Origin of the sequence: Agrobacterium sp. RC10-4-1 (genome assembly GCF_014138475.1) — a bacterium.
In the GTDB taxonomy this organism is placed as follows: Bacteria; Pseudomonadota; Alphaproteobacteria; order Rhizobiales; family Rhizobiaceae; genus Agrobacterium; species Agrobacterium pusense.
The window spans coordinates 563386-589666 of sequence record NZ_JACJIT010000003.1 but is presented as its reverse complement, the minus strand read 5'-3'; the positions used below and the strand labels follow the sequence as shown (position 1 = coordinate 589666).

23 protein-coding genes and 1 other RNA gene are annotated in these 26281 nt (G+C 58.9%); 14 read left to right on the top strand and 10 right to left on the bottom strand.

The annotated features are described in order from the left end of the window. Positions 1–4 precede the first annotated feature (4 nt). On the bottom strand, positions 5–1879 hold the full coding sequence (locus FHW77_RS11450) for a DNA polymerase III subunit gamma/tau (RefSeq protein ID WP_004439086.1): 1875 nt from the start codon (positions 1877–1879) through the stop codon (positions 5–7). A gap of 78 nt (positions 1880–1957) precedes the next feature. Then, an RNA gene (gene ffs, locus FHW77_RS11445) (signal recognition particle sRNA small type) lies at positions 1958–2054 on the bottom strand. A 65-nt stretch (positions 2055–2119) separates the two neighbouring features. On the opposite strand from ffs, the gene FHW77_RS11440 reads away from it, so the two are divergent. Beyond that, the gene (locus FHW77_RS11440) at positions 2120–2548 is read left to right on the top strand and encodes an HIT domain-containing protein (RefSeq protein WP_006699828.1); all 429 of its coding nucleotides are present in this window, start codon (positions 2120–2122) and stop codon (positions 2546–2548) included. Then, positions 2548–3510 (top strand): NAD(+) diphosphatase, encoded by a 963-nt coding sequence (gene nudC, locus FHW77_RS11435; RefSeq protein WP_081859372.1) that lies wholly within the window; start codon positions 2548–2550, stop codon positions 3508–3510. Before FHW77_RS11440 ends, nudC begins: the two co-directional genes overlap by 1 nt. Positions 3511–3525: 15 nt before the next feature. Here nudC and FHW77_RS11430 read toward each other — a convergent pair whose 3' ends face one another. Then, a complete protein-coding gene (locus FHW77_RS11430; protein WP_004439096.1) occupies positions 3526–4389 on the bottom strand; it encodes a prephenate dehydratase in 864 nt (287 codons plus the stop codon). 11 nt (positions 4390–4400) lie between these two features. Next, positions 4401–5156 carry a 3-deoxy-manno-octulosonate cytidylyltransferase gene (locus FHW77_RS11425; protein ID WP_004439098.1) on the bottom strand — a complete coding sequence of 252 codons (756 nt, stop codon included), beginning with the start codon at positions 5154–5156 and terminating at the stop codon, positions 4401–4403. A gap of 149 nt (positions 5157–5305) precedes the next feature. Between FHW77_RS11425 and FHW77_RS11420 the strand changes: the two genes are divergently transcribed. After that, positions 5306–5881 (top strand): c-type cytochrome, encoded by a 576-nt coding sequence (locus FHW77_RS11420; protein WP_004439101.1) that lies wholly within the window; start codon positions 5306–5308, stop codon positions 5879–5881. A 79-nt stretch (positions 5882–5960) separates the two neighbouring features. Here the strand turns inward: FHW77_RS11420 and FHW77_RS11415 are convergent, their stop codons facing one another. The 3 genes from FHW77_RS11415 to FHW77_RS11405 all read right to left on the bottom strand — a co-directional run bounded on the left by FHW77_RS11415 (position 5961) and on the right by FHW77_RS11405 (position 9889). After that, a complete protein-coding gene (locus FHW77_RS11415) occupies positions 5961–6689 on the bottom strand; it encodes a sugar transferase (protein ID WP_004439104.1) in 729 nt (242 codons plus the stop codon). Positions 6690–6977: 288 nt separating this feature from the next. Further along, positions 6978–9287 carry a transglycosylase domain-containing protein gene (locus FHW77_RS11410; protein ID WP_004439108.1) on the bottom strand — a complete coding sequence of 770 codons (2310 nt, stop codon included), beginning with the start codon at positions 9285–9287 and terminating at the stop codon, positions 6978–6980. A 143-nt stretch (positions 9288–9430) separates the two neighbouring features. After that, positions 9431–9889, bottom strand: coding sequence for a YbaK/EbsC family protein (locus tag FHW77_RS11405; RefSeq protein ID WP_004439110.1), 459 nt, complete (start codon positions 9887–9889; stop codon positions 9431–9433). A gap of 470 nt (positions 9890–10359) precedes the next feature. Here FHW77_RS11405 and FHW77_RS11400 point away from each other — a divergent pair, with 470 nt between their 5' ends. Next, positions 10360–10569: a cold-shock protein gene (locus FHW77_RS11400; protein ID WP_003492998.1), complete on the top strand. Its 210-nt coding sequence runs from the start codon at positions 10360–10362 to the stop codon at positions 10567–10569. Between the two features lie 386 nt (positions 10570–10955). On the opposite strand, the gene FHW77_RS11395 is transcribed toward FHW77_RS11400, so the two are convergent. Continuing rightward, complete coding sequence (locus tag FHW77_RS11395; protein ID WP_004439120.1) at positions 10956–12347, bottom strand: dipeptidase; 1392 nt, start codon at positions 12345–12347, stop codon at positions 10956–10958. A gap of 164 nt (positions 12348–12511) precedes the next feature. Then, positions 12512–12946: a MarR family winged helix-turn-helix transcriptional regulator gene (locus tag FHW77_RS11390; RefSeq protein WP_004439123.1), complete on the bottom strand. Its 435-nt coding sequence runs from the start codon at positions 12944–12946 to the stop codon at positions 12512–12514. Positions 12947–13361: 415 nt separating this feature from the next. Here FHW77_RS11390 and polA point away from each other — a divergent pair, with 415 nt between their 5' ends. The 10 genes from polA to FHW77_RS11340 all read left to right on the top strand — a co-directional run bounded on the left by polA (position 13362) and on the right by FHW77_RS11340 (position 25045). Next, positions 13362–16358 (top strand): DNA polymerase I, encoded by a 2997-nt coding sequence (gene polA / locus FHW77_RS11385; protein WP_034496177.1) that lies wholly within the window; start codon positions 13362–13364, stop codon positions 16356–16358. A gap of 75 nt (positions 16359–16433) precedes the next feature. Next, positions 16434–17153 (top strand): DUF1868 domain-containing protein, encoded by a 720-nt coding sequence (locus tag FHW77_RS11380; protein WP_004439129.1) that lies wholly within the window; start codon positions 16434–16436, stop codon positions 17151–17153. Between the two features lie 192 nt (positions 17154–17345). Then, positions 17346–17531 carry a 50S ribosomal protein L32 gene (rpmF, locus tag FHW77_RS11375; protein ID WP_003507205.1) on the top strand — a complete coding sequence of 62 codons (186 nt, stop codon included), beginning with the start codon at positions 17346–17348 and terminating at the stop codon, positions 17529–17531. 184 nt (positions 17532–17715) lie between these two features. Then, complete coding sequence (locus tag FHW77_RS11370) at positions 17716–19518, top strand: sensor histidine kinase (RefSeq protein WP_004439140.1); 1803 nt, start codon at positions 17716–17718, stop codon at positions 19516–19518. Beyond that, complete coding sequence (locus FHW77_RS11365) at positions 19515–20861, top strand: sigma-54-dependent transcriptional regulator (RefSeq protein WP_004439142.1); 1347 nt, start codon at positions 19515–19517, stop codon at positions 20859–20861. The genes FHW77_RS11370 and FHW77_RS11365 overlap by 4 nt, the downstream gene beginning before the upstream one ends. Before the next feature lie 198 nt (positions 20862–21059). Then, entirely contained in the window at positions 21060–22043 is a 984-nt protein-coding gene (locus FHW77_RS11360; RefSeq protein WP_111813251.1) for a tripartite tricarboxylate transporter substrate-binding protein, read from the top strand. A gap of 100 nt (positions 22044–22143) precedes the next feature. Continuing rightward, complete coding sequence (locus FHW77_RS11355) at positions 22144–22605, top strand: tripartite tricarboxylate transporter TctB family protein (protein ID WP_004439147.1); 462 nt, start codon at positions 22144–22146, stop codon at positions 22603–22605. 9 nt (positions 22606–22614) lie between these two features. Continuing rightward, positions 22615–24120: a tripartite tricarboxylate transporter permease gene (locus FHW77_RS11350; RefSeq protein WP_004439149.1), complete on the top strand. Its 1506-nt coding sequence runs from the start codon at positions 22615–22617 to the stop codon at positions 24118–24120. 148 nt (positions 24121–24268) lie between these two features. Continuing rightward, positions 24269–24481 (top strand): SlyX family protein, encoded by a 213-nt coding sequence (locus FHW77_RS11345; RefSeq protein ID WP_004439151.1) that lies wholly within the window; start codon positions 24269–24271, stop codon positions 24479–24481. A gap of 12 nt (positions 24482–24493) precedes the next feature. After that, positions 24494–25045, top strand: a complete 552-nt coding sequence (locus tag FHW77_RS11340; RefSeq protein ID WP_004439153.1) for a DUF924 family protein — start codon at positions 24494–24496, stop codon at positions 25043–25045. 66 nt (positions 25046–25111) lie between these two features. On the opposite strand, the gene dnaJ is transcribed toward FHW77_RS11340, so the two are convergent. Further along, positions 25112–26248, bottom strand: coding sequence for a molecular chaperone DnaJ (gene dnaJ, locus FHW77_RS11335; RefSeq protein ID WP_004439156.1), 1137 nt, complete (start codon positions 26246–26248; stop codon positions 25112–25114). Positions 26249–26281: the final 33 nt, after the last annotated feature.

The following is a 26281-nucleotide window of genomic DNA, read 5'->3' as shown; positions in this document are numbered from 1 at the left end:
TTGTTTAAAACTCGATGTCGTCGCCGGGAAGGATGTCGCCTTCACTCGATTCGGCAACCGATGGCGACGCGATGTCTTCAGCCTCATCCTGTACGGCGGCGCGGATGCGCACGTCGGTAATTTTTGCGCCGGGAAACTGCGCCAGGATGGCAGCCACATCAGGGTCCTGGCGTGCATCGACAAGACGCGCGTCCCGTGCGTTGCCCTCAGCCTCGACAAGGGTCGGTTCCCCCTGCTCCTTGCTGAGGCTGATGATCCAGTGGATGCCAGTCCATTCCTTGAGCTTGACGCCAAGTTCGCCGGGCAGGGAGCCGGGGGCACCTTCCCCGAGGCGCATATCGAGCCGGCCGGGCTCCAGCCGTACGAGCCGTACGAAGTTGCGCACTTTCGCCCGCATGACGGGATCGCGGTTCTTCTGACACAGATCGGCAATATCCTGCACGGAATTGACGGGAACTTTCGGCTCCGGCCGCTCCTCCGTTTTCGGTGCTGCGACCTGCATCTCCTGCGGGCGGCTATCTGGAATGGCGCGCAGTATGGCGGAGGTCTGTGGTGTTGCCTGGCGCTGGGTGGGAAGATCGACAGGTCGTCCCGCGGCCACGGTCTGTGCTGACGAATAGGCGCGCGCACCGCCGCCATTGCCGCCGCCGGAAGGTCCGCCATTGGCGTAACCCCCGTCACCGTTCGAAAGCTCCAGCAAGCGCCGGGCAGCATCTTCGGGTGCGGGAAGATTGGCAGCGTGCGCCAGCCGGATGAGAACCATTTCGGCAGCACCGGCCGGGCGCGAGGCGTTTTCCGTTTCCGGTATGCCCTTCAGCAACATCTGCCAGATGCGCGAAAGCGCGGTGACCGCAATCGTGTCGGCAAATTCCGCACCGCGCACGCGTTCTATTTCAGAAAGCGAGGGATCTTCCGCTGCATCCGGCACATATTTCATGCGGGTCACGAGATGGGTGAAATCGGCGAGATCGTTAAGGACCACAACCGGGTTCGCGCCCGCCTCATATTGACCGTTGAATTCCGACAGAGCGGCCGCGACATCGCCTTTGACGACATGCTGGAAGAGATCGACGATGCGGGCCCGGTCGGCAAGACCGAGCATGCCGCGTACCGCTTCAGCTTCCACCCGGCCACCACCATGGGCGATTGCCTGATCGAGCAGCGACAGGCCGTCACGGGCAGACCCTTCCGCCGCGCGGGCGATCATCGAAAGCGCCTGCGGTTCGGCTTCGAAACCTTCCTTGCCGGCGATGGCGGTAAAAAGGCCGACGAGATCGGCGGCGCTGATGCGGCGCAGGTCGAAACGCTGGCATCGTGACAGAACCGTGATGGGAACCTTGCGGATTTCCGTTGTGGCGAAGATGAACTTCACATGCTCCGGCGGCTCTTCCAGCGTCTTGAGCAGGCCGTTGAAAGCCTGCGTCGACAGCATGTGCACTTCGTCGATGATATAGACCTTATAACGCGCCGAGACAGGGCGATAACGCACCTGTTCGATGATTTCGCGAATATCGTCGATGCCGGTATGGGAGGCGGCATCCATCTCGATCACGTCGACATGGCGACCTTCCATGATCGCCTGACAATGTTCACCGGGAATGCGCAGATCGATGGTCGGCTTGTCGATGGTGTCGGTTTTGTAATTCAGCGCTCGGGCGAGAATGCGGGCCGTGGTCGTTTTGCCCACGCCGCGGACGCCGGTCAGCATATAGGCCTGCGCAATACGTCCGGTCTCGAACGCGTTTGTCAGCGTGCGGACCATCGGCTCCTGTCCGACCATCAGATCGGAAAAATCCTTCGGGCGATATTTGCGCGCCAGTACCCGATAGCCGGTCCCGACCTGGGATTCGCTTGATGTGGTGGGTACGCTGTCGTTCATCGCCTCGCCAGTTTGTTTTGCCAGTTTGTCTTGGGGCGCTGAACTGGCCCGGCGAAAGCTGAGCACGTCTTTTAAAAGGTGGGAGGCTGGCACGGCGACCCGTGCCGGGCTCGTTAGGGCTGCTTCCTTCCGGACCTGACCCGGTTGGCGAGTGGCTCGTCCACCACCAACCTCCCGGGGCCACATATCGGCAATATCGACAGCAAATGCAAGCCAAGCATTCAAAAAACTGCTATCACAATGAAAACAAACATGGAGGACACCTTGGAGACATTCCAGCTGGACGAAAGACTGGCGCGCGATAGCGTGCTCGTGACGCGTTTGGGGCTATGTGAACTGCGTTTGCAAAATGACAGCCGCTGGCCATGGCTGGTGCTGGTGCCGCAGCGAGAGGGCGTCAGCGAGCTGTTCGATCTTACTCCGCTTGATCAGGCCGTGCTGACATTCGAGACCAATCTTGTCGCGTCCGCCTTGAAAGAAATTACCGCGGCCACCAAGATCAATGTGGGCGCTCTGGGCAACATCGTCCGGCAACTGCATGTCCATATTATCGCCCGCAATGAAGGCGACACCTGCTGGCCCGGCCCCATCTGGGGTCACGGGACGCCCGTGCCTTATGCCGCGGGCGAAAAGGAAACTTTGATGAAAAAAATCTCCGGCGCACTCTGATGATTTCCATGAAAATTTTTGAAACCACTGCCCCCCATCCCGAAGCAAGTCTGCTGACGGCTTTTTCCAAAAATGCCCTCGACCGTTTCGCGGAAAAGCGGACGGAGGAATGCGTTGCCGATGCCCTGAAAGTCGACGGCACCCATATTTTTGCCTTTTCGGGCAGCCGGCTTGTCCTGAAGCATGACGAACAGGTCATCGACCCCCTGTTTTCCGCCTATGAGCTGGCCGAGTTGCAGCCGGATTTCGACAATGCCGTCCTGCTTGGATATCGGGAGACCGGCGAACCGCGAATCGCCGTTCCGGTTGCCGTGGCCGAAGACCAGCTGGCGAGCCACTACAAGCTTGCCGATGCCCGCACGCTGTATCGCGATCACCTGCTGGAAGAGGAATTGCTGAGTGAGGTCGCCCAGGCCGTCAGCCTCACACATTGGAACGCCGACAACCGCTTTTGCGGGAAATGCGGTGGGGCCATGGAGCTGCGAATCGGCGGCTACAAGCGCATCTGCGCCGCCTGCAGCCACACTATTTTTCCACGCACTGATCCCGTCGTCATCATGATGACGATCGATATCGAGCGCGATCTGTGCCTGCTTGGCCGCGGAGCGCATTTTGCGCCGGGCATGTATTCGTGCCTCGCCGGTTTTGTGGAACCGGGTGAGACCATCGAACAGGCTGTTCGCCGTGAAACGCACGAGGAATCCGGCGTCGAAATCGGCCGCGTCCGTTATCACGCCTCCCAGCCTTGGCCGATGCCGCATACGCTGATGATCGGCTGTTATGCCGAGGCGTTGTCTTTTGAGATCGCACGCGATGAGGTCGAGCTTGAGGATTGCCGCTGGTTCACGCGGGAAGAGGTGGCAAAGATGCTGGAGGCCCCGGCGGGCGAAGGTCTTTCTGCGCCGCCCATGGGAGCCATCGCGCATCGCCTGATGCGCGACTGGGTGGAATGGCCAAGGTAGGAGATTGCGGCAGGCTCAGCTCTGGTTGAGCTTGCCGCGCATCGCATGGCCCTTGTAGACGCCGAGAATGCGGACTTTTTCAGAGAAGAAGCGCAGCTCGTCCAGAGCATGCCGCACGGGTTCGTCATCGGGATGGCCTTCAATGTCGGCATAAAATTGCGTCGCCACGAATTTGCCGCCGAGCTGGTAGCTTTCGAGCTTCGTCATATTGATGCCGTTCGTCGCAAAGCCACCCATGGCCTTGTAGAGTGCCGCGGGAATGTTGCGGACGTTGAAAACGAAAGTCGTGACGACGATTTCTTCGCTCGACTGGCGCTTGGCCCAGTTTTCATCGCGGGAAAGCACTACGAAGCGCGTGACGTTGTTTTCCGAATCCTCGACATTCTCGGCGAGAATATCGAGACCGTAAAGGCTGGCGGCAAGACGCGGCGCAAGCGCCGCCATGCTGCGGTCGCCCGTTTCGGAAACGAGCCTTGCCGATCCTGCCGTATCGCCGGCGATGACGGGTTTCCAGCCGTTGGAACGAATGATCTTGCGGCACTGGCCAAGTGCGTGGATGTGGCTGTGGACGGTGCGGATTTCGTCCTTTTTCACGCCCGGCATCACCATCAGCTGAAAGCGGATCGGCATGAAATATTCGCCGATGATATGCAGGCGCGATTCCGGCAGCAGGTGATGAATATCCGCCACGCGGCCGGCCAGAGTGTTTTCGATCGGGATCATGCCGAGATCGGCTTCGCCGTTTTCAATGGCGTTGAACGCATCCTCGAATGTCGGACACGGCAATGGTTCCATGTTCGGAAACATGTCGCGGCAGGCCATGTCGGAGTTCGCGCCGAATTCGCCCTGAAAGGCAATGCGATTGGTGATCAAGCTCATGGGACTGTCCGTTAAAGGGTTCTGCTTGCAAGAATTTTGCGGGCTTTTTCGAGATCGTGCGGCGTATCGACACCGAGCGGCACGGAGCGGACGATCTCGGCATCAATGCGCATGCCCGCTTCGAGAGCACGCAGCTGCTCCAGCCGCTCGCGCTTTTCCAGCGGTGAGGGCGGTAGACTCACGAATGTCTCGAGCGCAGCACGGCGATAGGTGTAGAGCCCGATATGATGATAAAGCGGCCCCTCGCCGTAAGGCGCGGTGGTGCGGGTGAAATAAAGCGCGCGCAGACGTGTTTCGGAAAGTGGGCTGCCCACAACTTTCACTACGTTCGGATTGGTTTTTTCTTCCTCGTCGGTGATTTCGACCGTCAGTGTCGCAATGTCGACGGCGGCGTTCTCCAGCGGGCGCAACGAGGCACGTATAGTTTCCGCCTCGATGGTTGGAAGGTCGCCCTGAACATTGATGACATATTCCGCCTTGCCATAGGGGTCGGCCTTCTGCAGCGCTTCGAAAATGCGATCCGAACCGGATTGATGGTCGTCACGCGTCATCATCACGTCGAAACCGGCATTTTGAACCGCCGAAAATACCTGTTCGTCATCGACCGCGACGACGATTCGCTCCGCGCCGGCCTCACGTGCCCGCTGCGCAACCTGCACGATCATCGGCTTGCCACCAATGTCGGCAAGCGGCTTGCCGGGCAGGCGCGTGGAGGCCATTCGCGCCGGTATGAGGACGACAGCTTTCTCGAAATCCCGATTATTCATCCGACACCCTTCAAATCCCGCCCGAAAAGTGTCAAAACGTCACGGTGTGGGGAGCATTATTCAAGTTGCGCAGGCTGTGCAAAAGCCATAGCTTTCGAGCAATTTCAAGATGCCCGTTATATCGAGCGGATGCGAGGGAGCGCGTTTAGATGAATTCTTATGTTAATATGGGCGTTGGGGCGTTTCTGGGTACAGTATTCGTCCTGATGTCGGTGTCGATTGCGTCCGAGGGCATTTTCCATGCGCCCGCGCCCGAAAAGGAAGGTTACGCCATCGTCGCGGAAGAAAGCAGCGGCGGAACGGGCGGCGGAGAAGCGGCGGCTGCGGCCACCCCGATCGCACAGTTGCTCGCCAGCGCGGACGCCGCCAAGGGCGAAGCGGTCTTCAAGAAATGTACGAGCTGTCATACCGGAGAGAGTGGTGGTGCAAACAAGGTCGGCCCCAATCTCTTCGATGTCGTCAACCGGCCGATCGCCAGCCACGAAGGTTTCAGCTACTCCGCAGCGATGAAGGATTTCTCCAAGGGTGGAGCCGAGCACTGGGATTACGATCATCTCAACTATTTTCTCGAAGCCCCGAAAAAGCACGTTCCAGGCACGGCCATGGGCTTTGCGGGTGTGAAGAAAGAAACGGAAAGAGCAGATCTTATTGCCTATCTCCGCACGCTGTCTGCGAACCCGGCGCCGCTGCCGGATCCGGCTGCAGCTCCCGCGCCGACAAATTAAAGGTGACGACAGTTCATGAGAAAAGCCCGGCAGAGATGCCGGGCTTTTCTTTTCGCAATCTTGCCTTGCCTCTTGAAGATCAGAAGCCCTTGCCGCCCCGCAACTCGGAAATCACCGTTCCGACCATGATCCTGACATCCAGCCAGACCGAAAAATTTTCGACATAATAAAGATCGGATACGATGCGTGCCCTTGCCTTGTCGCTGCGATCCGTCGGCCCGCGCAGGCCCCGCATCTGGGCAAGTCCCGTGATGCCTGGCCGCATCCGGTGCCGCAGGTGATAGTGCGGAACCAGCTCCTCGTAGAGACGGCCGGCCGCCAGCATGCCGATGGCATGGCAGCGCGGTCCGACCAGCGACATGTCACCCTTGAGCACATTGATGAGCTGTGGCAGCTCATCAATATTCGTGCGCCGGAGAATGGCGCCGATGCGGGTTATTCTCGGGTCATTCTTCACTGTTTGCGCCACGCCGGTGGCGTCGCACATGTCTGTTCTCATTGAGCGAAATTTATAGACGCGAATCTTCCGTCCATTCATGCCCCAGCGGACCTGCGAGAACAGGACCGGCCCGCGGCTGTCGAGTTTGACGAGCGCTGCCACCGCCAGCAGGACGGGAGCCAGTGCGACGAGGGCGATGGACGCCCCCGCAATGTCCATCGTTCTTTTGAGCGCGAACTGGCCGCGTTGTAGTGGAGATACCCGTTTCTCAAAAATGCAGGGCTGCGTTTCCGGTGTCTCGAAAGTGATGGCCGAGGAATAGGGATCGCCGAAAAAAACGGCATGGGATGAGCCTTTAGTACCCAACATAATATAGGATCCTGAAAAACTTATTTTGATAGAAGAAATTTAATTTATATGAACGATTAATAATTCATTTACCCTAAAAAGTCATCCGAAATGTAGCCGTGTCTGGGCAAATATCAATCTAAAGTTAACGTATGCACGCAGGTGTTGCGCTTCAGGCGCTGATTCGCCGCCGTGGATGGGGCGGCGGCCGGTTCGGCCACCGAAAAGCGTGAAACGAAAGGGGTGAGGACGTGGACCTCGGTCGCTTCGTCCTTCGTTCCCGGGACTTGGCGACGATTTAAAAACCTGTCAGCGACCCATCAGAATGTCGAGCAGGGTGGTTTGTTTCGGTCCCGACGCGTCAGGCGCTTCACCGCCAATATCGGCCGGCGGCACAGGGCCGTTGCCGGCGGAATAACGGGGTTCGATATCCCGCGAAGGAATATTAGCCGGCGGCGTCAGCCCTCCCGACTGCCCATCTGGCTGATTCGGTGTGGGTGATGCCGGCGCCGCGGGATAGGCGCGATTATCAGTCGTTCCGCCGCCCAGCGCGTTGGAAATGATGTCGCCAATGGAGGAGGGCGCATTTTCCGGCGCCGGTTGCTGCATATCCATGAGCGGCGGCACGCCGCCTGCACCAAGACCGAAGAGGGGCGAAGGCGAAAGACCGGAATGAGCCGCGGTCATGAACTCTTTCCACGCCCTTGCAGGAAGGCCGCCGCCCGTGACCTTTTTCATGGAGGTGCCGTCGTCGTTTCCAAACCAGACGCCGGTCGTCAGATTGCTCGTATAGCCAACAAAGAGCGCATCACGAAAAGACTGAGTGGTGCCGGATTTCCCCGCTGCCTGCCAGCCCTGCAGGCGCGCGGCCTTGCCGGTACCTTCGGTGATGACGCGCGACAGCATGCCGTTCATCGTGGCGGCAATTTCTTCGCTCAGCACCCGTGGCGGATTGTCATATTTGTTTTCATAAAGCACCTTGCCATCGGCATCGGTGATACGCTTCACGATGTGCGGCGTGGCTTTATAGCCGCCATTCATGAAGGGAGCATAAGAAGCTGTCAGTTCCATCAGCGACACTTCCGAAGTGCCGAGCGCGATGGAGGCATTATTCTGCAGCTCCGATTCGATGCCCATGCGATGCGCCACCTGTGTCACCCGCTCGGGACCGACCTCCATCACCAGCTGGGCGGCGATGGTGTTCAGGGAGTTGGCCAGCGCCGTGGCCAGTGTCACTTCGCCGCGAAATTTCTTCTCATAATTTTCCGGAGTCCAGTTGCCGATACGAACAGGCCCATCATTACGAATGGTATAGGGCGTAAGCCCGGATTCGAGAGCGGCGACGTAGACGAAGGGCTTAAATGCCGAGCCGGGTTGCCGTTTTGCCTTGGCAGCGCGGTTAAACTGGCTTTCGGCATAATCCGCACCGCCCACCACGGCCCTGATCGCCCCCGTACCGTCGATGGAAACCAGTGCCGCCTGGGAGGCGCCCTGTTTTTTGCCGTCGCCCTGCAGCACGTGGGTCAGCGCCTTTTCGGCATCGCGCTCGAGATCGGGATCGATTGTCGTATCGACGACGATATCCTGCTTGACCTCGCCAACCAGGCCGCGCACCTCTTCCAGCACCATGTCGGCGGCGTAATGTTCGGCACCGGACCAGAAGCGTTTCGCTTTGGTCGGCGGCTGCGACATGGCGGTCTTGATCTCATCATCGGTAATGAAACCGACGTCGCGCATGGATTGCAGCACGACCTGCGCCCGTTCTTCCGCTGCCTGTGGGTCCCGTGCCGGCGAAAGGCGCGAGGGCGCTTTGAGAAGCCCGGCGAGCATTGCCGCTTCGCCCAGATTGACGTCGCGGGCGGATTTGTTGAAGTAGCGCCGCGAGGCCGCCTCGACGCCATAGGCGTTGGATCCGAAATAGACGCGATTGAGGTACATCGCCAGGATCTGATCCTTGGTGAACTTGTGCTCCAGCCAGAAGGACAGCAGCACTTCCTGAACCTTGCGTTCCAGGGTCCTGTCCGGCGAGAGGAAAAGGTTTTTCGCCAGCTGTTGCGTCAGTGTCGAGCCGCCCTGCACGGTTCGCCCCGTCAGCACATTCGTGACGATGGCACGTCCGAGACCAAGCGGATCGACCCCGAAATGGGAATAAAACCGCCGGTCCTCAATCGCCATCACAGCCTGTGGAATATAGGGCGACATGTCTTCCAGCGCGAGCGCCTCGCCGCCGGTCGTGCCGCGGTTTGCAAGCACGCTGCCATTCACGGAAACGATCTTCACATTCGGCGGACGTTCTGGAATGGACCAGCTGCTGGCACTCGGCATGCGCGCGCCATAATAAAGCACAAGTCCGGCAATCCCGATACCGCCCCAAATGCCCAGCACGATGCACCAATAGACGAGGGACCGGATGAAACCCGTCGCCCCCCGACCTGTGCCGCGGGCGCGCTTTTCGTTTTTCGTCTTGGGTCGGCGTGAAGCCTGTTTCGGTTTCTTCGGCGACTGTTTTGCAGTGCCGCTGATGCGCTCGCTGGCGTCAAGACGCAGATCGTCACCGGACTCGTGGAAATCCCCGAAGGAGGGTTCTACCCGTTCGCGTGATTTACCCTTGCCTGCCATCCAGCCGAAATCGCTCCTTTTGCGGGACCGCCTGTGCCTTGTCGGCCTCAGGCGTCTATGCCTGCGCGATCCTTAATCCAGGATGAAGAGTTTAAATGCGGCAATTTAAGGCGGGGTTAAGCCCAGGCCGGATCAAATCGGCGTCATTGGCAGACGTCGACCCATTCAGCTTTAGTCAGTTCGGCCATCACATGGGGAGAAATCCGCACCGCTGCATTGGTAGCGCCGGCTGCCGGAACCACTTCAAGATAATCTCTCAGCGATATGTCGCAAAACACCGGCAAAGGCGACGGCAAGCCGAAGGGGCATACGCCGCCGACAGGATGGCTGGTCACCGCAACCACCTCGTCCGCCCCCAGCATGCGCGGTTTCGTTCCGAAATGATCACGGAATTTCCTGTTGTCGAGGCGTTTCGTACCCGCGGTGACAACGAGCAGAATGGCATCGCCCGCCTTGAGGCAGATCGTTTTGGCGATCTGGTCTGGCTCGACGCCATGTGCTTCAGCGGCGAGCGCAACGGTTGCCGAACTGGCTTCCGTTTCAATGATCGTCACCTCGGGTGATTTTTCGGCAAAAAATGCTCTGACGGATTGAATAGACATGCGTATTTGTTAGGCGGTTAGAAATGGTTGTTCAAGATGTCACGCTTAAGCTATGCAATAATCGCAATGCTGCGCTGCGATAGAATGTCTGTTTTTTGAGCGGCGATGTTGTATGTTCAAAACATCGAAGCGACGCACTCCTCCTCCCAGCGTCGCCCGATTGGACTGGCAATACTCCTCCTCCCAATTGTCAGTCAGTTTCAAGAACCCGGCGCACCTCCTCCCGCGCCGGGTTTTTGCTATTTGGCGCTTCCTTTTTCGAGCCCTGGCGGACCCCTGATGCGATAGTTTCGTTCAAAGAAACTTGACTTTCAGCCCCTTCCAACCTAGGTACTTCGCCATCGATATTTGTTTGACGACCAGAGCTTCGGCGTCTTTCCAGACGCTCACGACGATCTTTTCCTTCAAATTCGACCCCAAGACCGCGCTGCTCGCAGCGCAAATACAATTGCCAACGGAAGGAAATCGTTATGGCGACTGGTACAGTAAAGTGGTTCAACGCAACCAAGGGCTACGGCTTCATTCAGCCGGACGACGGTTCGCAGGACGTTTTCGTTCACATCTCGGCTGTTGAGCGCGCAGGTCTGACCGCCCTCAACGACGGCCAGAAGCTTTCTTACGAGCTGATGCAGGACCGCCGCTCTGGCAAGATGTCCGCAGGCAACCTCGTCGCTGCCTGATACGCAACAGGCCCGAAAGGGTTTCTTGCATGAACTGAAAGGCCGGATTTTTCCGGCCTTTTTCTTTGGAAGGAAGTCCGGCGGGCGGGGTCTTGAAAACGGCGGTACGTATACCGATATAGGGTTCAACAGTGTTTCAGATGAAAACTGTCAGGGGCGTCTTAAGATGCCGCTGTTGTTGCGTTAACCAAAGATTAACCAAAACAGATGATCCTGATTGTGAAAGCAGCGTCGGAAATCGACGCGCTCTGAAACATCAGACCGTTGAACCGCTTTGACCACGGATGTACTGGCATTGACGGAAAACGGATGGAAAGGTCGGGCTTGCCCGGCCTTTTTGTTTTTGGAGTGAGCGGAGGCGCCCGACCAGTGGCGCCTCCTCTTTTTTATTTCGCGGCCAGTGCGTCGAGAATGCGGATCCAGGAGCGAATGCCCTTGTGGAAGGACTGCAGGTCGTATTTTTCATTCGGCGAATGAATGCGATCGTCCGTCAAGCCGAAACCGACGAGCAGCGAATCCATGCCGAGCATCTTCTGGAAATCGCCCACGATCGGGATAGAGCCGCCCATGCCGATCACGACGGCCGGTTTGGGCCACTCTTCCGAAAGGGCGTTCTTCGCCTTGGTCAGGACGGGTGAATCGTATGAAAGCTGGATCGCCGGCGATGCGCCATGCTCGTGGAATTCCACGGAGCAATCAGCCGGAATTTTCGAGCGTACATAGGCCCGGAAGTTTTCGCGAATGGCGGCGGGGTTCTGTTCGCCGACAAGGCGGAACGACACCTTGGCGGAAGCTTTTGCTGCAATAACGGTCTTGAAGCCATCACCGGTGTACCCGCCTATGATGCCGTTGACCTCCGCTGTCGGCCGCGCCCAGGTCTGTTCCAGCACGGAGCGGCCCTTTTCACCCGAGGGAACCGAAAGGCCCACTTCACCGAGGAAGGTTTCTGCGGTGCGGCCCAGCGTTTCCCAGGCAGCCTTGATATTGGCGGGCGTTTCTTCCACGCCGTCATAGAAGCCGTCGAGCGTCACGCGGCCGGTCTCGTCATGCAGGCCAGAGAGAATGTCGGTCAGGATGTGGATGGGATTTGCGGCGGCGCCACCGAAAAGACCCGAATGCAGATCGCGATCGGCGGCGGTGATGACGATTTCTTCGCCGACCAGACCACGCAGCGCCGCGGCAATGGCGGGCGTATCCCGGTCCCACATGCCGGTATCGCAGACCAGCGCATAATCCGCCTTCAGCTCTTCCGCATTCGCTTCGAGGAACGGCTTCAGCGAGGGCGAACCGGATTCTTCTTCACCTTCAAAAAGAATGGTGACGCGCACCGGCAGGCCGCCATTCACGGCCTTGTAGGCGCGGCAGGCCTCCACGAAGGTCATCAGCTGGCCCTTGTCATCCGCCGTACCGCGTCCTGTAATCACCTGACGGCCTGCGCCGATATCCTTGACGGCGGGTTCGAAAGGATCGTTTTCCCAGAGATCGAGCGGATCGACCGGCTGTACATCATAATGGCCGTAGAAAAGCACATGTGGGGCGTCTTCATTGGCCGCATCGTGATGCGCCACCACCATGGGGTGACCGGCTGTATCGCGAACGGAGGCGGTAAAGCCGAGCGCTGAAAGCGTTCTCACGAGCCATTCCGCCGCCTTGCGGCACTCGGCCTTGTAAGCGGGGTCCGTGGAAATCGACGGAATGCGAACGAGTTCGAACAGTCGCTCGAGGCTGGAGGTGAGATTGTCATCGGCAGTGGAAAGAATGGGGGAAACGTCTGTCATCGCTGATCCTGTCATGTCTGTCGTGACCCGGCGATAAGACGAAACATCCGGGCATCGCGCATCGCGGGAAACAAGGGCCGGCGTGTCGTGAATCGGCAAACGCGCGGCCGTGGGAACGATAGAGCAGTTCAGGAAAACTGCGAAGCGGTTTCGAGTTGGAAGCGCTATTTTGCTTTTTTTGCGCTCTCGATGGCGCGACGCATATATTCCAGCAGAAGCTGGCGTTCAAAACGCCGGAAATCCGCAAGCAACATGTCTTCGGTGGCCTCAGAAGCGGCAATGGCATTCGCTTCCAGGTCCCTGCCGCGCTGCGTCAATTTGATGATCTGAGCGCGGCGGTCACCGGGATGCGTCTTTCGCACGATCAGCCCGTCGCGCTCCATGCGTGAGAGCGTGTTAGCAAGCGTTGCCTGTTCGACATCGATTCTGTCGAGCAACTGCCTTTGCGTCAGCCCTTCTTCATGCCAGAGCTCGATGAGAATGGGGAATTGGCCGGGAGAGAAGCCCAATGCGGCGGCTCTTTTCTGCAGCGCCATAGTGAACTCCCGCGCCATTTTGGCGGCGAGATAGATGGCCGATTCATCCCGGGAAAATCCCATTCCTCCGTCCCTCAGACAGTTTGGCCAGACGGCGCCGGCAATTCAATAGTGCGATATATATCGCACGATATGTTTTTGCCAGCCGGTAACAGGCGCAAAATAAAACCGCCATGGCCTGGAGGGGACGGCCATGGCGGTCATATTGGAGGACAAAGGCCCGGAGAGGGGGAAAGGCCTTTGTCCGGTCTGACGCGGCGGGGGACGAGCCAGCTATCAGACTACGGCGTGATCAGGCGCCGTCCTCTAAGAAATGTGTCTGCAAATGCGGCTTTTCAAGGGAAAGATGGATTACAAATCGGTAACGTTCGGGTGAAATGCGACGCGCTTTTTTCACCACCTCGGTTCCGGCTCTTTACCGTGTGTTCTGCGAAGTTTCGGTAGACGTTAAAACGCCCCCGCGCTATCCATGCTACCCATGAAAAAAGGCGATCATCTCTTCCTCGTTGACGGGTCCGGTTTCATTTTCCGGGCCTTCCATGCCATCCCGCCGCTGAACCGCAAGTCGGACGGGCTGCCGGTCAACGCCGTTTCCGGCTTCTGCAACATGTTGTGGAAGCTCCTGAAGGATGCGCGCAACACCGATGTCGGCGTGACGCCCACGCATTTTGCGGTAATTTTCGATTATTCATCAAAGACATTCCGCAATGAGCTTTATGATCTCTATAAAGCCAATCGCACGGCGCCGCCGGAAGATCTGGTGCCGCAATTCGGGCTGATACGGGAGGCGACGCGCGCCTTCAACCTTCCCTGCATCGAGACGGAAGGCTTCGAGGCGGACGATATCATCGCCACCTATGCCCGGCAGGCGGAGGCCATTGGGGCCGATGTCACCATCATCTCCTCCGACAAGGATCTGATGCAGCTCGTCACTGCCAATGTCCACATGTACGATGCGATGAAGGACAAGCAGATCGGCATCCCTGATGTCATAGAGAAATGGGGCGTGGGTCCCGAAAAGATGATCGACCTGCAGGCGATGACCGGCGATTCGACCGACAATGTTCCGGGCATCCCCGGCATCGGTCCAAAGACGGCCGCGCAATTGCTGGAAGAATACGGCGATCTCGATACGCTGCTCGCCCGTGCAGGTGAGATCAAGCAGCAGAAGCGTCGGGAAAATATCATCGCCAATGCGGAACTTGCTCGTATTTCCAGACAGCTCGTGGCACTGAGGACCGACGTGCCGCTGGATCAGCCGCTTGAAGCACTGGTGCTGGAACCTCAGAACGGCCCGAAACTCATTGCCTTCCTGAAGGCGATGGAATTCACCACGCTGACGCGGCGGGTTGCCGAAGCGACAGAGACCGATGCTTCCGCCATTGAGTCCGCCAATGTGCCGGTTCAGTGGGGCGCTGACGCCCATGGTCCCGATCTCGATGCGACGGCCGCTCCGGCTGTGGGCGAAGCGGCTGCTGGCGTAACGGGCACTGCGGTTTCGCCCGCTATTCCGGCGCGGAAAGGTGCCGGGGAGGGCAGCGCGCCGGCTGATCTTGCCACCGCCCGCCAGACGCTTTTTGCCGCCGCCAAGATCGACACGAGCGCCTACACGACGATCAGGGATCTTGCGACGCTGGACCTCTGGGTTGCGGCGGCGCGGGAAACGGGGGTCGTCGCCTTCGATACGGAAACGACATCGCTTGATCCGATGCAGGCGGAACTCGTCGGGTTTTCGCTGGCAATCGCCGATAATGGCAAGGATGCCTCGGGCAGCGATATACGCGCCGCCTACATTCCCTTGACGCACAAGACTGGCTCCGGCGGCGATCTATTCAGCGATGGTATCAGGCTCGCCGAAGGCCAGGTGCCCTTTGACGAAGCACTGGTCCGTCTCAAGGACTTGCTTGAAGACGAGGCCGTGCTGAAGGTCGCGCAAAATCTCAAATATGACTATCTGCTCATGAAACGCCATGGCGTCGTCATGCAGAGTTTCGACGATACGATGCTGATCTCCTATGTGCTTGAGGCTGGCAAAGCGACGCACGGCATGGATTCGCTGTCCGAACGTTGGCTCGGCCATACGCCGATCCCCTATAAGGACGTGGCGGGATCGGGCAAGTCGAGCGTTACCTTCGATTTTGTCGACATCGACAAGGCGACGGCATATGCAGCGGAGGACGCTGACGTCACCTTGCGGCTGTGGATGGCGCTGAAGCCGCGGCTTGTTTCAGAACGGCTGACCAAGGTTTACGAGCGGCTGGAACGTCCGCTTGTGCCTGTTCTGGCGCATATGGAGGAGCGTGGCATCACCGTCGACCGGCAAATCCTCTCACGTCTTTCCGGCGAACTCGCCCAGAAGGCGGCAGCGTTTGAAGAGGAAATCTACGAGCTGGCCGGCGAGCGTTTCAACATCGGCTCGCCAAAGCAGCTCGGCGACATCCTGTTCGGCAAGATGGGCCTGCCGGGCGGCTCCAAGACCAAGACCGGCCAATGGTCGACTTCGGCACAGGTGCTGGAGGATTTGGCGGCTGAAGGTATTGAACTGCCCCGCAAGATCGTCGACTGGCGGCAGCTGACGAAGCTGAAATCCACCTATACGGATGCACTGCCGGGATATATCCACCCGGAGACGAAACGTGTGCATACATCCTATGCGCTGGCCTCCACCACAACAGGCCGTCTGTCGTCCTCGGAACCGAACCTTCAGAACATCCCCGTCCGCACGGCGGAAGGGCGAAAAATCCGCACGGCTTTCATCTCGACGCCCGGCCACAAGCTTCTTTCCGCCGACTACAGCCAGATCGAACTGCGCGTGCTGGCCCATGTCGCCGATATTCCGCAGCTTCGCAACGCCTTCGAAAACGGCATCGACATTCATGCCATGACGGCTTCGGAAATGTTTGGTGTGCCTGTCGAAGGCATGCCCTCGGAAGTGCGCCGCCGCGCCAAGGCCATCAATTTCGGCATTATCTACGGTATTTCGGCTTTCGGTCTCGCCAACCAGCTCGGTATCGCCCGGTCTGAAGCCGGCGAATATATCAAGAAATATTTCGAGCGTTTTCCCGGCATCCGCGACTACATGGAGGCGACAAAGGCTTTCGCCCGTGAGAACGGTTATGTCGAGACGATTTTCGGCCGCCGCGCCCATTATCCGGAAATCCGCTCGTCCAACCCTTCCGTGAAAGCCTTCAACGAGCGCGCCGCCATTAACGCGCCGATCCAGGGCTCCGCGGCGGATATCATACGGCGCGCCATGGTCCGTATCGAACCGGCGCTGGAGGCTGAAAACCTGTCCGCCCGCATGCTGTTGCAGGTGCATGACGAACTCATCTTCGAGGTCGATGAAGCGGAAATCGAGAAAACTCTGCCCGTCGTCGTCTCTGTCATGGAAAATGCGGCCATGCCGGCAATCTCCATGAAGGTGCCATTGCAGGTGGATGCCCGCGCGGCTGACAACTGGGACGAGGCGCATTGACCGGCTTTTGGCCGGTCCATGTCATTGCTGTGTCGCGTGCACGGATTAGAGGAAACGCTTCACGAGGAGTTTCCCATGCACGCCCCGCTCGTCTCGAAAGATCTCGGCTATATTTCTGCTGCCTGTCATGATCAGCCGCCGCGCCATCTCGGCAGCCGCTTTAATGAGAATGGTGAGTTTCTGCCTGAGCCGGGCAATACGGTCGTCTGCCATCTTGTTGGGGGCTCGCAGACCGAAAACGCGATCATTGCGACGCGTCAGCGCTTCCTGGATATGCCGGAGGCATCCCAGCTTGCTTTCACACCGGCTTCCAGCCTGCACATGACGGTGTTTCAGGGCATCATCGAGTTTCGGCGTGCTCTGCCCTATTGGCCGCAGACAATGCCGCTTGATACACCGATCGACACGATGACGGACTATTATCGCGACCGCCTTTCTGCTTTTCCGGCGCTGCCGGGATTCAACATGCAAGTCACCGGTTTGCGGCCGGTAGGTCTGGTCCTGACGGGAGCCACGCCCGAGGATGATCGCATTGTGGCCCTGTGGCGGGATGCATTCGCCGATTTCTTCGGATATCGCCGTCCTGACCATGACAGCTACGAGTTTCACATCACCCTGTCCTACATCATCAGCTGGTTCAAGCCTGAGTGCCTGCCGCGCTGGCAGGCGATGCTTGACGAGGAACTGGAAAAGCTGCGTGCCGCGGCGCCAGTTATGGAGATGCGTCCGCCGGCTTTCTGTGAATTCAGGGATATGAACCACTTCAAGGAGCTGGTTGTTTTCGATAGAAGGTGAAGCATGATTGGCATTGCCTAAGGGCAGTTTGCCGCATGGTTTTTGCCGAATCGGAAAAAATGCGCGTCAGGGCTGGTCAAAGCCCGTTTGGGCATGTATAAGCGCGCCAAATTTCCGATATCGAGACATCCGACATTCGGCCTTTGGTTCTGGCCGGTTCCGTTGTTTCGCCGCTTAAGTGGAGTAACAAAAATGGCTGTACCAAAAAGAAAAACAAGCCCGTCCAAGCGTGGCATGCGCCGCTCGGCTGACGGTCTCAAGTCTGCGACCTATGTTGAAGACAAGAACTCCGGCGAACTGCGCCGTCCGCACCATATCGATCTGAAGACCGGTATGTATCGCGGCCGTCAGGTTCTGACGCCGAAGGAAAGCGCATAAGATTTTCCGACGTGACTTTGCAAAAACCGGCCCTCGTGGCCGGTTTTTTGTTTTTAGCGATCTCTCACGGTGTCCAGCGCTCACTTGGAAAATCTCGTCACTCCTCCTACACTCGCTTCGGGAGAGCGGGTTAGATGCCTGCCGCGTGAGGGGAGTTTCGGTGAAATATCGCTGGATTTTGTTGATGATGCTCGGTCTTGGCCTCGGTTACGGCGCCGTGACAAAAGGAAGCGGCGTCATTGCAGAAAGCTATTTCGGTGAAATGTCCGAGCAGGGGCGCACGACGCTCCGGCTTGCCGTCTCCGCCCTTGGCGGGCTGTTGAACCGTTACGAGCCGCTGCCTGCCTTGATTGCAGATCATGATGACATTGAGGAGCTGGTCGCACATCCCAAGGATGAAGCCCTGCGACAGCGCGCCAATGTCTACCTCAAATCCATCAACACCCTGCTGGAATCCTCCGATATCTACATCATTACGCTGGATGGCGAGACAATCGCGGCCAGCAACTATGATGGTCCGACAAGCTTCGTCGGTGAGAATTTCAGCTACCGTCCCTATTTTCAGGATGCGGCGAAGGGCCTGCAGTCGCGGTTCTTCGCGCTCGGCACGACCTCGCACAAGCGCGGATATTATTTCTCCGCGCCTATTCTCTTCAATGCGGAAATAAAGGGCGTCATCGTCTTCAAGGTCGACATCGAAGGCATAGAGGCCTCGTTCGGCGATGGCGAAAACCGTATTCTTGTGTCGGATCCCGAAGGCATCATTTTCATGACCGGCACGCCGCAATGGCTTTACTCCGGCCTGATGCCGCTGACGCCCGAGAGACTGGCGCGTACCGAGGCCTCACGCCGTTACGCCAATGCCACACTGAAGGAACTGCCGCTGAAACACGGCAGTTTCGGCTCGCATCAGCTGATGACGATTACCCAGAATGAGGGGGACAGGGAATATATGGTCCTGTCTCAGCCGATGGCGGATGCAGGATGGACCGTCAGCGTGCTGATGGATACCGGTTCATTGCGGACACAGGTGAAGACGGCAATGATCGCGATCATCCTGTGCCTGTGTCTGGCAGCCGCGCTGATTGCGGCGATGCTGCAGAGACGGCGACGGCTGCGTGAACGGCTGACCCATCAGGCAGAAGCCCAGGCGGAGCTGGAACGGCGGGTCGAGGAACGCACTGCTGATCTGGCGCGTGTGAACCAGGAGATCGAACACGAAATCGCCGAACGTCGCCAGACGGAAAAACAATTACGCAAGATGCAGAATGATCTGGTGCAGGCAGGCAAGCTTGCGGCGCTCGGACAGATGTCGGCTGCCTTGTCGCATGAAATCAACCAGCCGCTTGCCGCAGCCAAGAATTATGCCGAAAACGCGTCGCTTCTTGTAGAGCGCGGGCGGCTGGACGAGGTCAGGGAAAACCTCAGGCGCATATCGGGGCTGATCGATCGCATGGCCTCGATCAGCAGGCACCTCAGGAATTTCGCCCGAAAGCCGAACGAAAAAATGACTGCGGTCAGCCTGGAAACCGTGCTTCGCGACACGCTTGAAATCGTCGGTGCCCGGTTGAAGGCCGCCAATGCGGTGCTGGATGTCAATCTCGGCCCGGTGCCACTTGCGGTGAAAGCTGGTCCGGTGCGGCTGCAGCAGGTGCTCGTCAACATCATTTCCAACGCGGCGGACGCCGTGGAGGGGCGCGAGGATCGGCGCATCGCGCTCGAGGCCGTACAGCACGGCCAGACGGTTTCCGTCTTCATCCGCGACCGGGGACCAGGCGTTCCGCCGGCAATTTCGGATCGCATCTTCGATCCGTTTTTCACCACCAAGGGTGTGGGGCGTGGCCTCGGCCTCGGGCTTTCCATCTCCTATAACATCATCAAGGATTTTGGCGGCCAGTTGCGGGTGAGAAATCATGAGGAAGGGGGCGCGGAATTCGAGATCGAATTGCCCGCCGCCGCCTGGCGCATGGAGGCGGCTGCGGAATGACCATGTCGCGGGTTTTGCTGATCGATGACGAAGAGGAACTGCGCTTCTCCACTGCCCAGGCGCTGGAGCTTTCCGGTTTTGCCGTCACCATGCTGGCGAGCGCCGAACACGCGCTCGAACTCATCGGCTACAGTTTTGATGGTGTCGTGGTCAGCGACATCCGCATGCCCGGCATGGACGGCATGACACTGCTGCAGAAGGTGAGGGAGCTCGATGCGGAAATACCTGTGATTCTGATGACGGGTCACGGGGATGTTCAGCTGGCGGTCAACGCCATGCGCAATGGCGCCTATGATTTCATCGAGAAGCCGTTCACACCGCAATATCTCGCGGGCATCATCAAGCGGGCCAATGACCGGCGGGCGCTGGTGCTGGAAAATCGCCGTCTCAAGGCGGTGGCGGGCAAGCATGACGATCTCGAAACGCGCCTGCCGGGCAGAACCCAGGTGATGGTCGATCTGCGGTACCGCATTCGCGCCATCGGTGCGACGGATGCCGATACACTGATCGTCGGCGATACAGGCGCAGGCAAGGAGGTGGTTGCGCGGGCATTGCACGATATCAGCAGCAGAGCCAACCGGCCCTTTGTCGCGATCAACTGTGCGGCGCTTCCGCAGACATTGATTGAGAGCGAGTTGTTTGGTCACGAGGCCGGCGCCTTTCCGGGCGCGCTGCGCCCGCGTTATGGCAAGTTCGAACACGCGCGCGGCGGCACCATCCTGCTGGATGAAATCGGCTCTATGCCTTTCGAACTGCAGGGCCGATTGCTTCGCGTGCTGCAGGAAAGAGTGATTACCCGTCTCGGCTCGAATGAAACGGTCGAACTCGACGTGCGCTTCATCGCCACCAGCAAGGTAGATCTGGAACAGGAAGTTGCGGCTGGCCGTTTTCGCGCCGACCTTCTTTACCGCCTTAACGTCGCAACAATTCTCGTGCCATCGCTCTCGCAGCGCAGCGCGGATATTCCGCTGCTCTTCCTCCATCTGGTACGAGAAGCTGCCGCCCGCTACGGGCGGGAGGATATGGAGGTGCCGCAGCACCTGCTCTCCGCTGTTTCGCTCAGGGAATGGCCGGGCAACGTCCGGGAATTGCGCAACGCTGCGGACCGCTTCGCGCTGGGCCTGGAAACCGACGTGTCCGATGCGTCGCCGGCGTTTCAGGATGATGGCAGGTCGGCTCTCGCCCCGAGGGTCGCGGCATATGAAAAAAGCCTGATTGCGCAGGCCATCGCAGCCCATGGGGGAAATCTGAAATCCGTTTATGAGAACCTCGGCATCTCCCGCAAAACGCTTTACGAGAAGATGCAGAAATACGAGCTTCACCGGCATATGACCGAGATCTGATGGGTGGATTTCCACCCATCTTTAGGCCGTCATGGGTTGAAATCCACCCATTATCTTTGGTTACACGGATAAAACTGCGTTTCATCGCAACAGTGCCGTTGCTGAATGTCACTTCGGGATCGCAAATATCGTCACCCCGGCCGCCATGGAGGAGCATGCGCGGCTGAAGTGGCGATCATTTTCATCCGGGAGGAATCGATGAAAATACTGAAGACAGTTTCCGGCCTTGCTGCCGCCGCTGCCGTTTCCCTTTTCGCGCTGTCCGCATCCGCTCAGACCTATCCCGAGCGTAACATCACCATGGTCGTGCCTTTCTCGGCCGGTGGCCCGACGGACACGGTGGCGCGTCTTGTGGCTGAATCCATGTCGAAGGATCTCGGCCAGCAGATCATCGTGGAAAATGTCGGCGGCGCCGGCGGCACGCTTGGCGCTGGCCGCGTTGCCTCGGCAGATCCCGATGGTTACACCATCCTTCTCCACCACATCGGCATGGCGACCAGCGCCACGCTCTATCGAAAGCTCGCTTACGACACGACAAGTGCTTTCGAATATGTTGGTCTGGTCACGGAAGTGCCGATGACCATCCTGTCGCGCAAGAACCTTGAGACCACGGACCTCAAGGGGCTGATCGATTACGCCAAGGCGAACAAGGACAAGGTCACCGTTGCCAATGCCGGCATCGGCGCGGCCTCTCATCTGTGCGGCATGCTGTTCATGAGCGCCATCGAGACGCCGCTCGTTACAGTGCCCTACAAGGGCACCGGCCCTGCCATGACCGATCTGCTGGGCGGCCAAGTCGACATCATGTGCGACCAGACCACCAACACCACCAAGCAGATCCAGGGCGGCACTGTGAAGGCTTACGCCGTAACCTCGCCGAAGCGGCTGGATGTGCTGAAGGACGTGCCGACAGTTGCCGAAGCTGGCTTGCCCAAACTCGAAGTCGGCATCTGGCACGGTATCTACACGCCGAAGGGCACGCCTGCGGAAATCAACGAAAAGCTCTCCAAGTCGCTGCAGGTCGCGCTGAAGGACAAGAATGTCGCGGCGCGTTTTGCCGAACTCGGCACCACGCCGTCGCCGGAAAGCGATGCGACACCGGCGGCGCTGAAGGCCAAGCTTGAGAGCGAAATCGCCCGCTGGAAGCCGGTGATTGAGGCTGCCGGCGAATATGCCGACTGATGAACGCGGAAAGACCGGCGGTTTCCTGCCGCCGGTCGACCGTGATCAACTTTAACAGGCGAACCGGCTGAATGTCGGGCGCCGTGGAGGGGCATCTTTCATGAAGTCGTTATTTAATGACCCTGCCGAAGCAGTCTGCGGGGCAATTTTTATGGGGCTTGGCGTCTTTTTTGCCTTGCAGTCCTATGGTCTGGAAATCGGAACCGCCTTCCGTATGGGGCCGGGCTACTTCCCGCTGGTACTCGCGATCATCCTGATCCTGCTTGGCGGCGTTATATTCCTGCGCGCAACCCGGCCGGCTGGCGAGGGCATCGGCGCAATCGCCTGGCGCGGCATATTTTTCATCCTGCCCGCGCCGATCTTTTTCGGTTTCACTGTTCGGGGCCTGGGTTTTGTGCCGGCGCTGTTTTTCAGCGCGCTCATTGCGTCCTTCGCCTCACACAAGATGAGCCCGTTGATGGCGGTCGTTCTTTCCGCGGCTATCACTGTCTTTTCCGTCGCTGTTTTCAATTATGGTCTTGGCCTGCCTTTCCAGCGCTTCGGCCCCTGGCTCAACTTCTGAGGTATAGCGATGGATTTGCTCGATAATCTTGCGCTCGGTTTCGTCACCGCCTCGTCGCTGGCAAACCTCTTTTTCTGCCTGATCGGCGTGCTGCTTGGCACCCTCATCGGCGTTCTGCCCGGCATCGGCGCGACGGCGACGATCGCCATGTTGCTGCCGATCACCTTCCAGCTTGAGCCCGTCTCGTCGCTGATCATGCTCGCCGGCATCTATTACGGTGCGCAATATGGTGGATCGACCACGGCGATCCTGATCAACATGCCCGGCGAATCGTCCTCTGCCGTCACCGCCATCGATGGTTACCAGATGGCACGCAAGGGCAAGGCGGGTGCGGCGCTTGCCATCGCCGCCATCGGATCGTTCTTCGCCGGCACGGTGTCAACCTTCCTCGTCGCAATCTTCGCGCCGCCGCTCACGGCAATCGCGCTGGAATTCGGCGCGGCGGAATATTTCTCGCTGATGGTCGTCGGCCTCGTGTCGTCCATCGCGCTCGCCCATGGCTCCATCGTCAAGGCGTTGGCCATGGTCGTGCTTGGCCTGTTGCTCGGTCTCGTCGGCACGGATATCTATAGCGGCACGCCGCGCTTCACCCTTGGTATCCGCGAATATGCCGATGGCCTGAATTTCGTGGCTGTGGCTGTGGGTGTCTTCGGTATCGCCGAAATCCTGCGCAATCTCGAAAACGAGCGGACCCGTTCGGTGCTGATCGCCAAGGTCAGCGGCTTGATGCCGACCAAGGATGATTTCAAGCGCATGGTAGGGCCGGTTCTGCGCGGCACGGCCATTGGTTCGGCTCTCGGCATCCTGCCGGGTGGTGGGGCGATTCTTGCAGCCTTTGCCTCCTACACCGTGGAGAAACGTGTCTCCAAGAACCCGGAAGAATTCGGTCATGGTGCGGTCGCCGGTGTGGCCGGTCCGGAATCGGCCAACAATGCCGGTGCCCAGACGTCGTTTATTCCGCTGCTCACGCTCGGCATTCCGGCCAATCCGGTGATGGCGCTGATGATCGGCGCGATGATCATTCAGGGCATCGTTCCCGGTCCGAATGTGGCGACCGAACAGCCAGCGCTGTTCTGGGGCATCATCGCCTCCATGTGGATCGGCAATCTGATGCTCGTCATCCTCAACCTGCCGCTGATCGGGCTGTGGGTGAAGCTGCTGACGGTGCCCTACTACGTGCTCTTCCCGATCATCATGGCCTTCTGCGCCATCGGGGTCTACAGCGTCAATTCCAACGTCTTCGATCTCTATGCCGTCGCCTTCTTCGGCTTCATCGGCTATGTGCTGGTGAAACTGCGCTGCGAACCTGCCCCGTTGCTGCTGGGCTTCGTGCTCGGTCCACTGCTGGAGGAGAACCTGCGGCGCGCCATGATCCTGTCGCGTGGCGATCCGTCGACCTTCGTGACCCGGCCGATCAGCGCAACCCTGCTTTTCATTGCGCTCGCCGTGCTGATCATCGTCTTCCTCCCCAGCGTGAAAAAGAAGCGCGAAGAGGTTTTCGTAGAAGAAGACTGAGAATGCGATAAACTCAAAAGGCCGGCGATGTCTCCATCGCCGGCTTTTCTGTCTCTGTTTCCGCAATGCCGAATTCGCTTCACGAAAGCGACATATGGTTGACTCGCGAGCCTTTAGGCCCAAGGAAGGGCTGGAAAGAGAGGTCACCATGACGTCGGAAACCGAAGAACGGATTATCGCGCTCGAGGAAACGGTCGCGCATCAGTTGAAGGTGATAGAGGAACTGTCTGACCAGCTGGCGGAGCAGTGGAAGGTTGTTGAACAGACCCGCGCCAAGCTTGATCGCCTGACAGAGCGGTTCCTGAGTCTTGAGGAGCAGTCATTGGACGCGCCCGCCATCACAAGGCCACCGCATTACTGACGGGAGTACAGGATGAAAAATGACACAGCCAAGCTCGCTGAAGAAATCGTCGATTTCTGGACGAAGGCTGGCCCGGAAAAATGGTTCGACAAGGATGCCGCCTTCGACAGTCACTTTCACGACCGGTTCCGTGACGCTCATTTCGCTGCCGCGAGGCGGGAACTGGATGGCTGGCTGGAGGGTGCAGAGAGCAGCCTCGCCTTGATGCTGCTGCTGGATCAGTTTCCGCGCAACTGCTTTCGCGACACGGCCCACATGTATGCGACCGATCCTCTGGCGCGGCTTTTGGCCGATGAAGCCATCCGGTGCGGACATGATCAGGCGGTGAGTGAGGATCTGCGGGTCTTCTTCTATCTACCGTTTTCTCACGCAGAAGATCTGGAGGCGCAGCACCGGGCGTGCCGTCTCAATCGGCCGCTTGGCGGGCTTTATCTGCATCACGCCGAAGAACATCGCGAGATCATCGAACGTTTCGGCCGCTTTCCGCATCGTAACAAGATATTGTTGCGGGAAACGACACCGGAGGAGCGGCGATATCTGGAAGAGGGCGGCTTTTCAGGCTGACCCCAAAAAGAAAACGCCGCCAGTCCAAGGGATGGCGGCGTTTCTGATGGTGAAGAACGGCGACACTCAGCCGTCGAAGAATTCCTTCATCCGGGCGAAGAAGCCCGTCGATTCCGGATTATTCTCCTTGGAAGACAGCTGCTCGAACTCCTGCAGCAGCTCGCGCTGTCGCTTGCTGAGTTTCTGCGGCGTCTCGATCTGAATCTGGATATAGAGATCGCCCGTCTGCGCCGAACGCAGCACCGGCATGCCCTTGCCCTTCAGACGGAACTGCTTGCCCGGTTGGGTGCCTTCCGGAACCGTGACGCGCGACTTCGTGCCATCGAGCGTCGTGACATCGAAGGTGCCGCCGAGCGCTGCCGTCGTCATCGAGATCGGCACGGTGCAATAGAGATCGGCACCGTCGCGCTGGAAGAACTCATGCGGACGCACGGACAGGAAGATATAGAGATCGCCCGCCGGACCGCCACGCATGCCGGCTTCGCCTTCGCCCTGCAGACGAATGCGTGTGCCGTCCTCGATGCCCGAGGGAATGTTGACCGAGAGCGAGCGCTCTTCCGTTACGCGGCCCTGACCATGGCACTTGCCGCAGGGGTCGGAGATCGTCTGTCCACGGCCATGGCAGGTGGGGCAGGTGCGCTCCACCGAGAAGAAGCCTTGCGCGGCGCGCACGCGGCCTGAACCCTGGCAGGTGGCGCAGGTCTTCGGCTGCGTGCCGGGCTTGGCGCCCGAGCCGGAACAGACGTCGCAGGTGATCGAGGTCGGAACCCTGATCTGCGCCGTCTTGCCGGTGAAGGCTTCTTCCAGCGTGATTTCCATGTTGTAGCGAAGATCGGCACCGCGCTCGCGACCGCCTGAGGAACGGCGCGCGCGACCGCCGCCCATCATCTCGCCGAAGATGTCTTCGAAAATATCCGAGAAGCCGCCATTGGCGAAACCGCCGCCGCCAAAGCCGCCACCGCCGCCCATGCCGCCATTTTCAAAGGCCGCATGGCCGAAACGATCGTAGGCCGCGCGCTTCTGCGGATCCTTCAACGTTTCGTATGCTTCGTTGATTTCTTTGAATTTCCGTTCGGAATCGGCATCATCAGGGTTTTTGTCCGGATGGTACTTCATCGCGAGTTTGCGGAAGGCGCTTTTCAGCTCTTTTTCGTCCGCAGTCTTGCTGACGCCGAGTGTTTCGTAAAAGTCTGCTTTCGCCATTCAGTTAACAAGCCCCGCAAATGGATTTCCGGC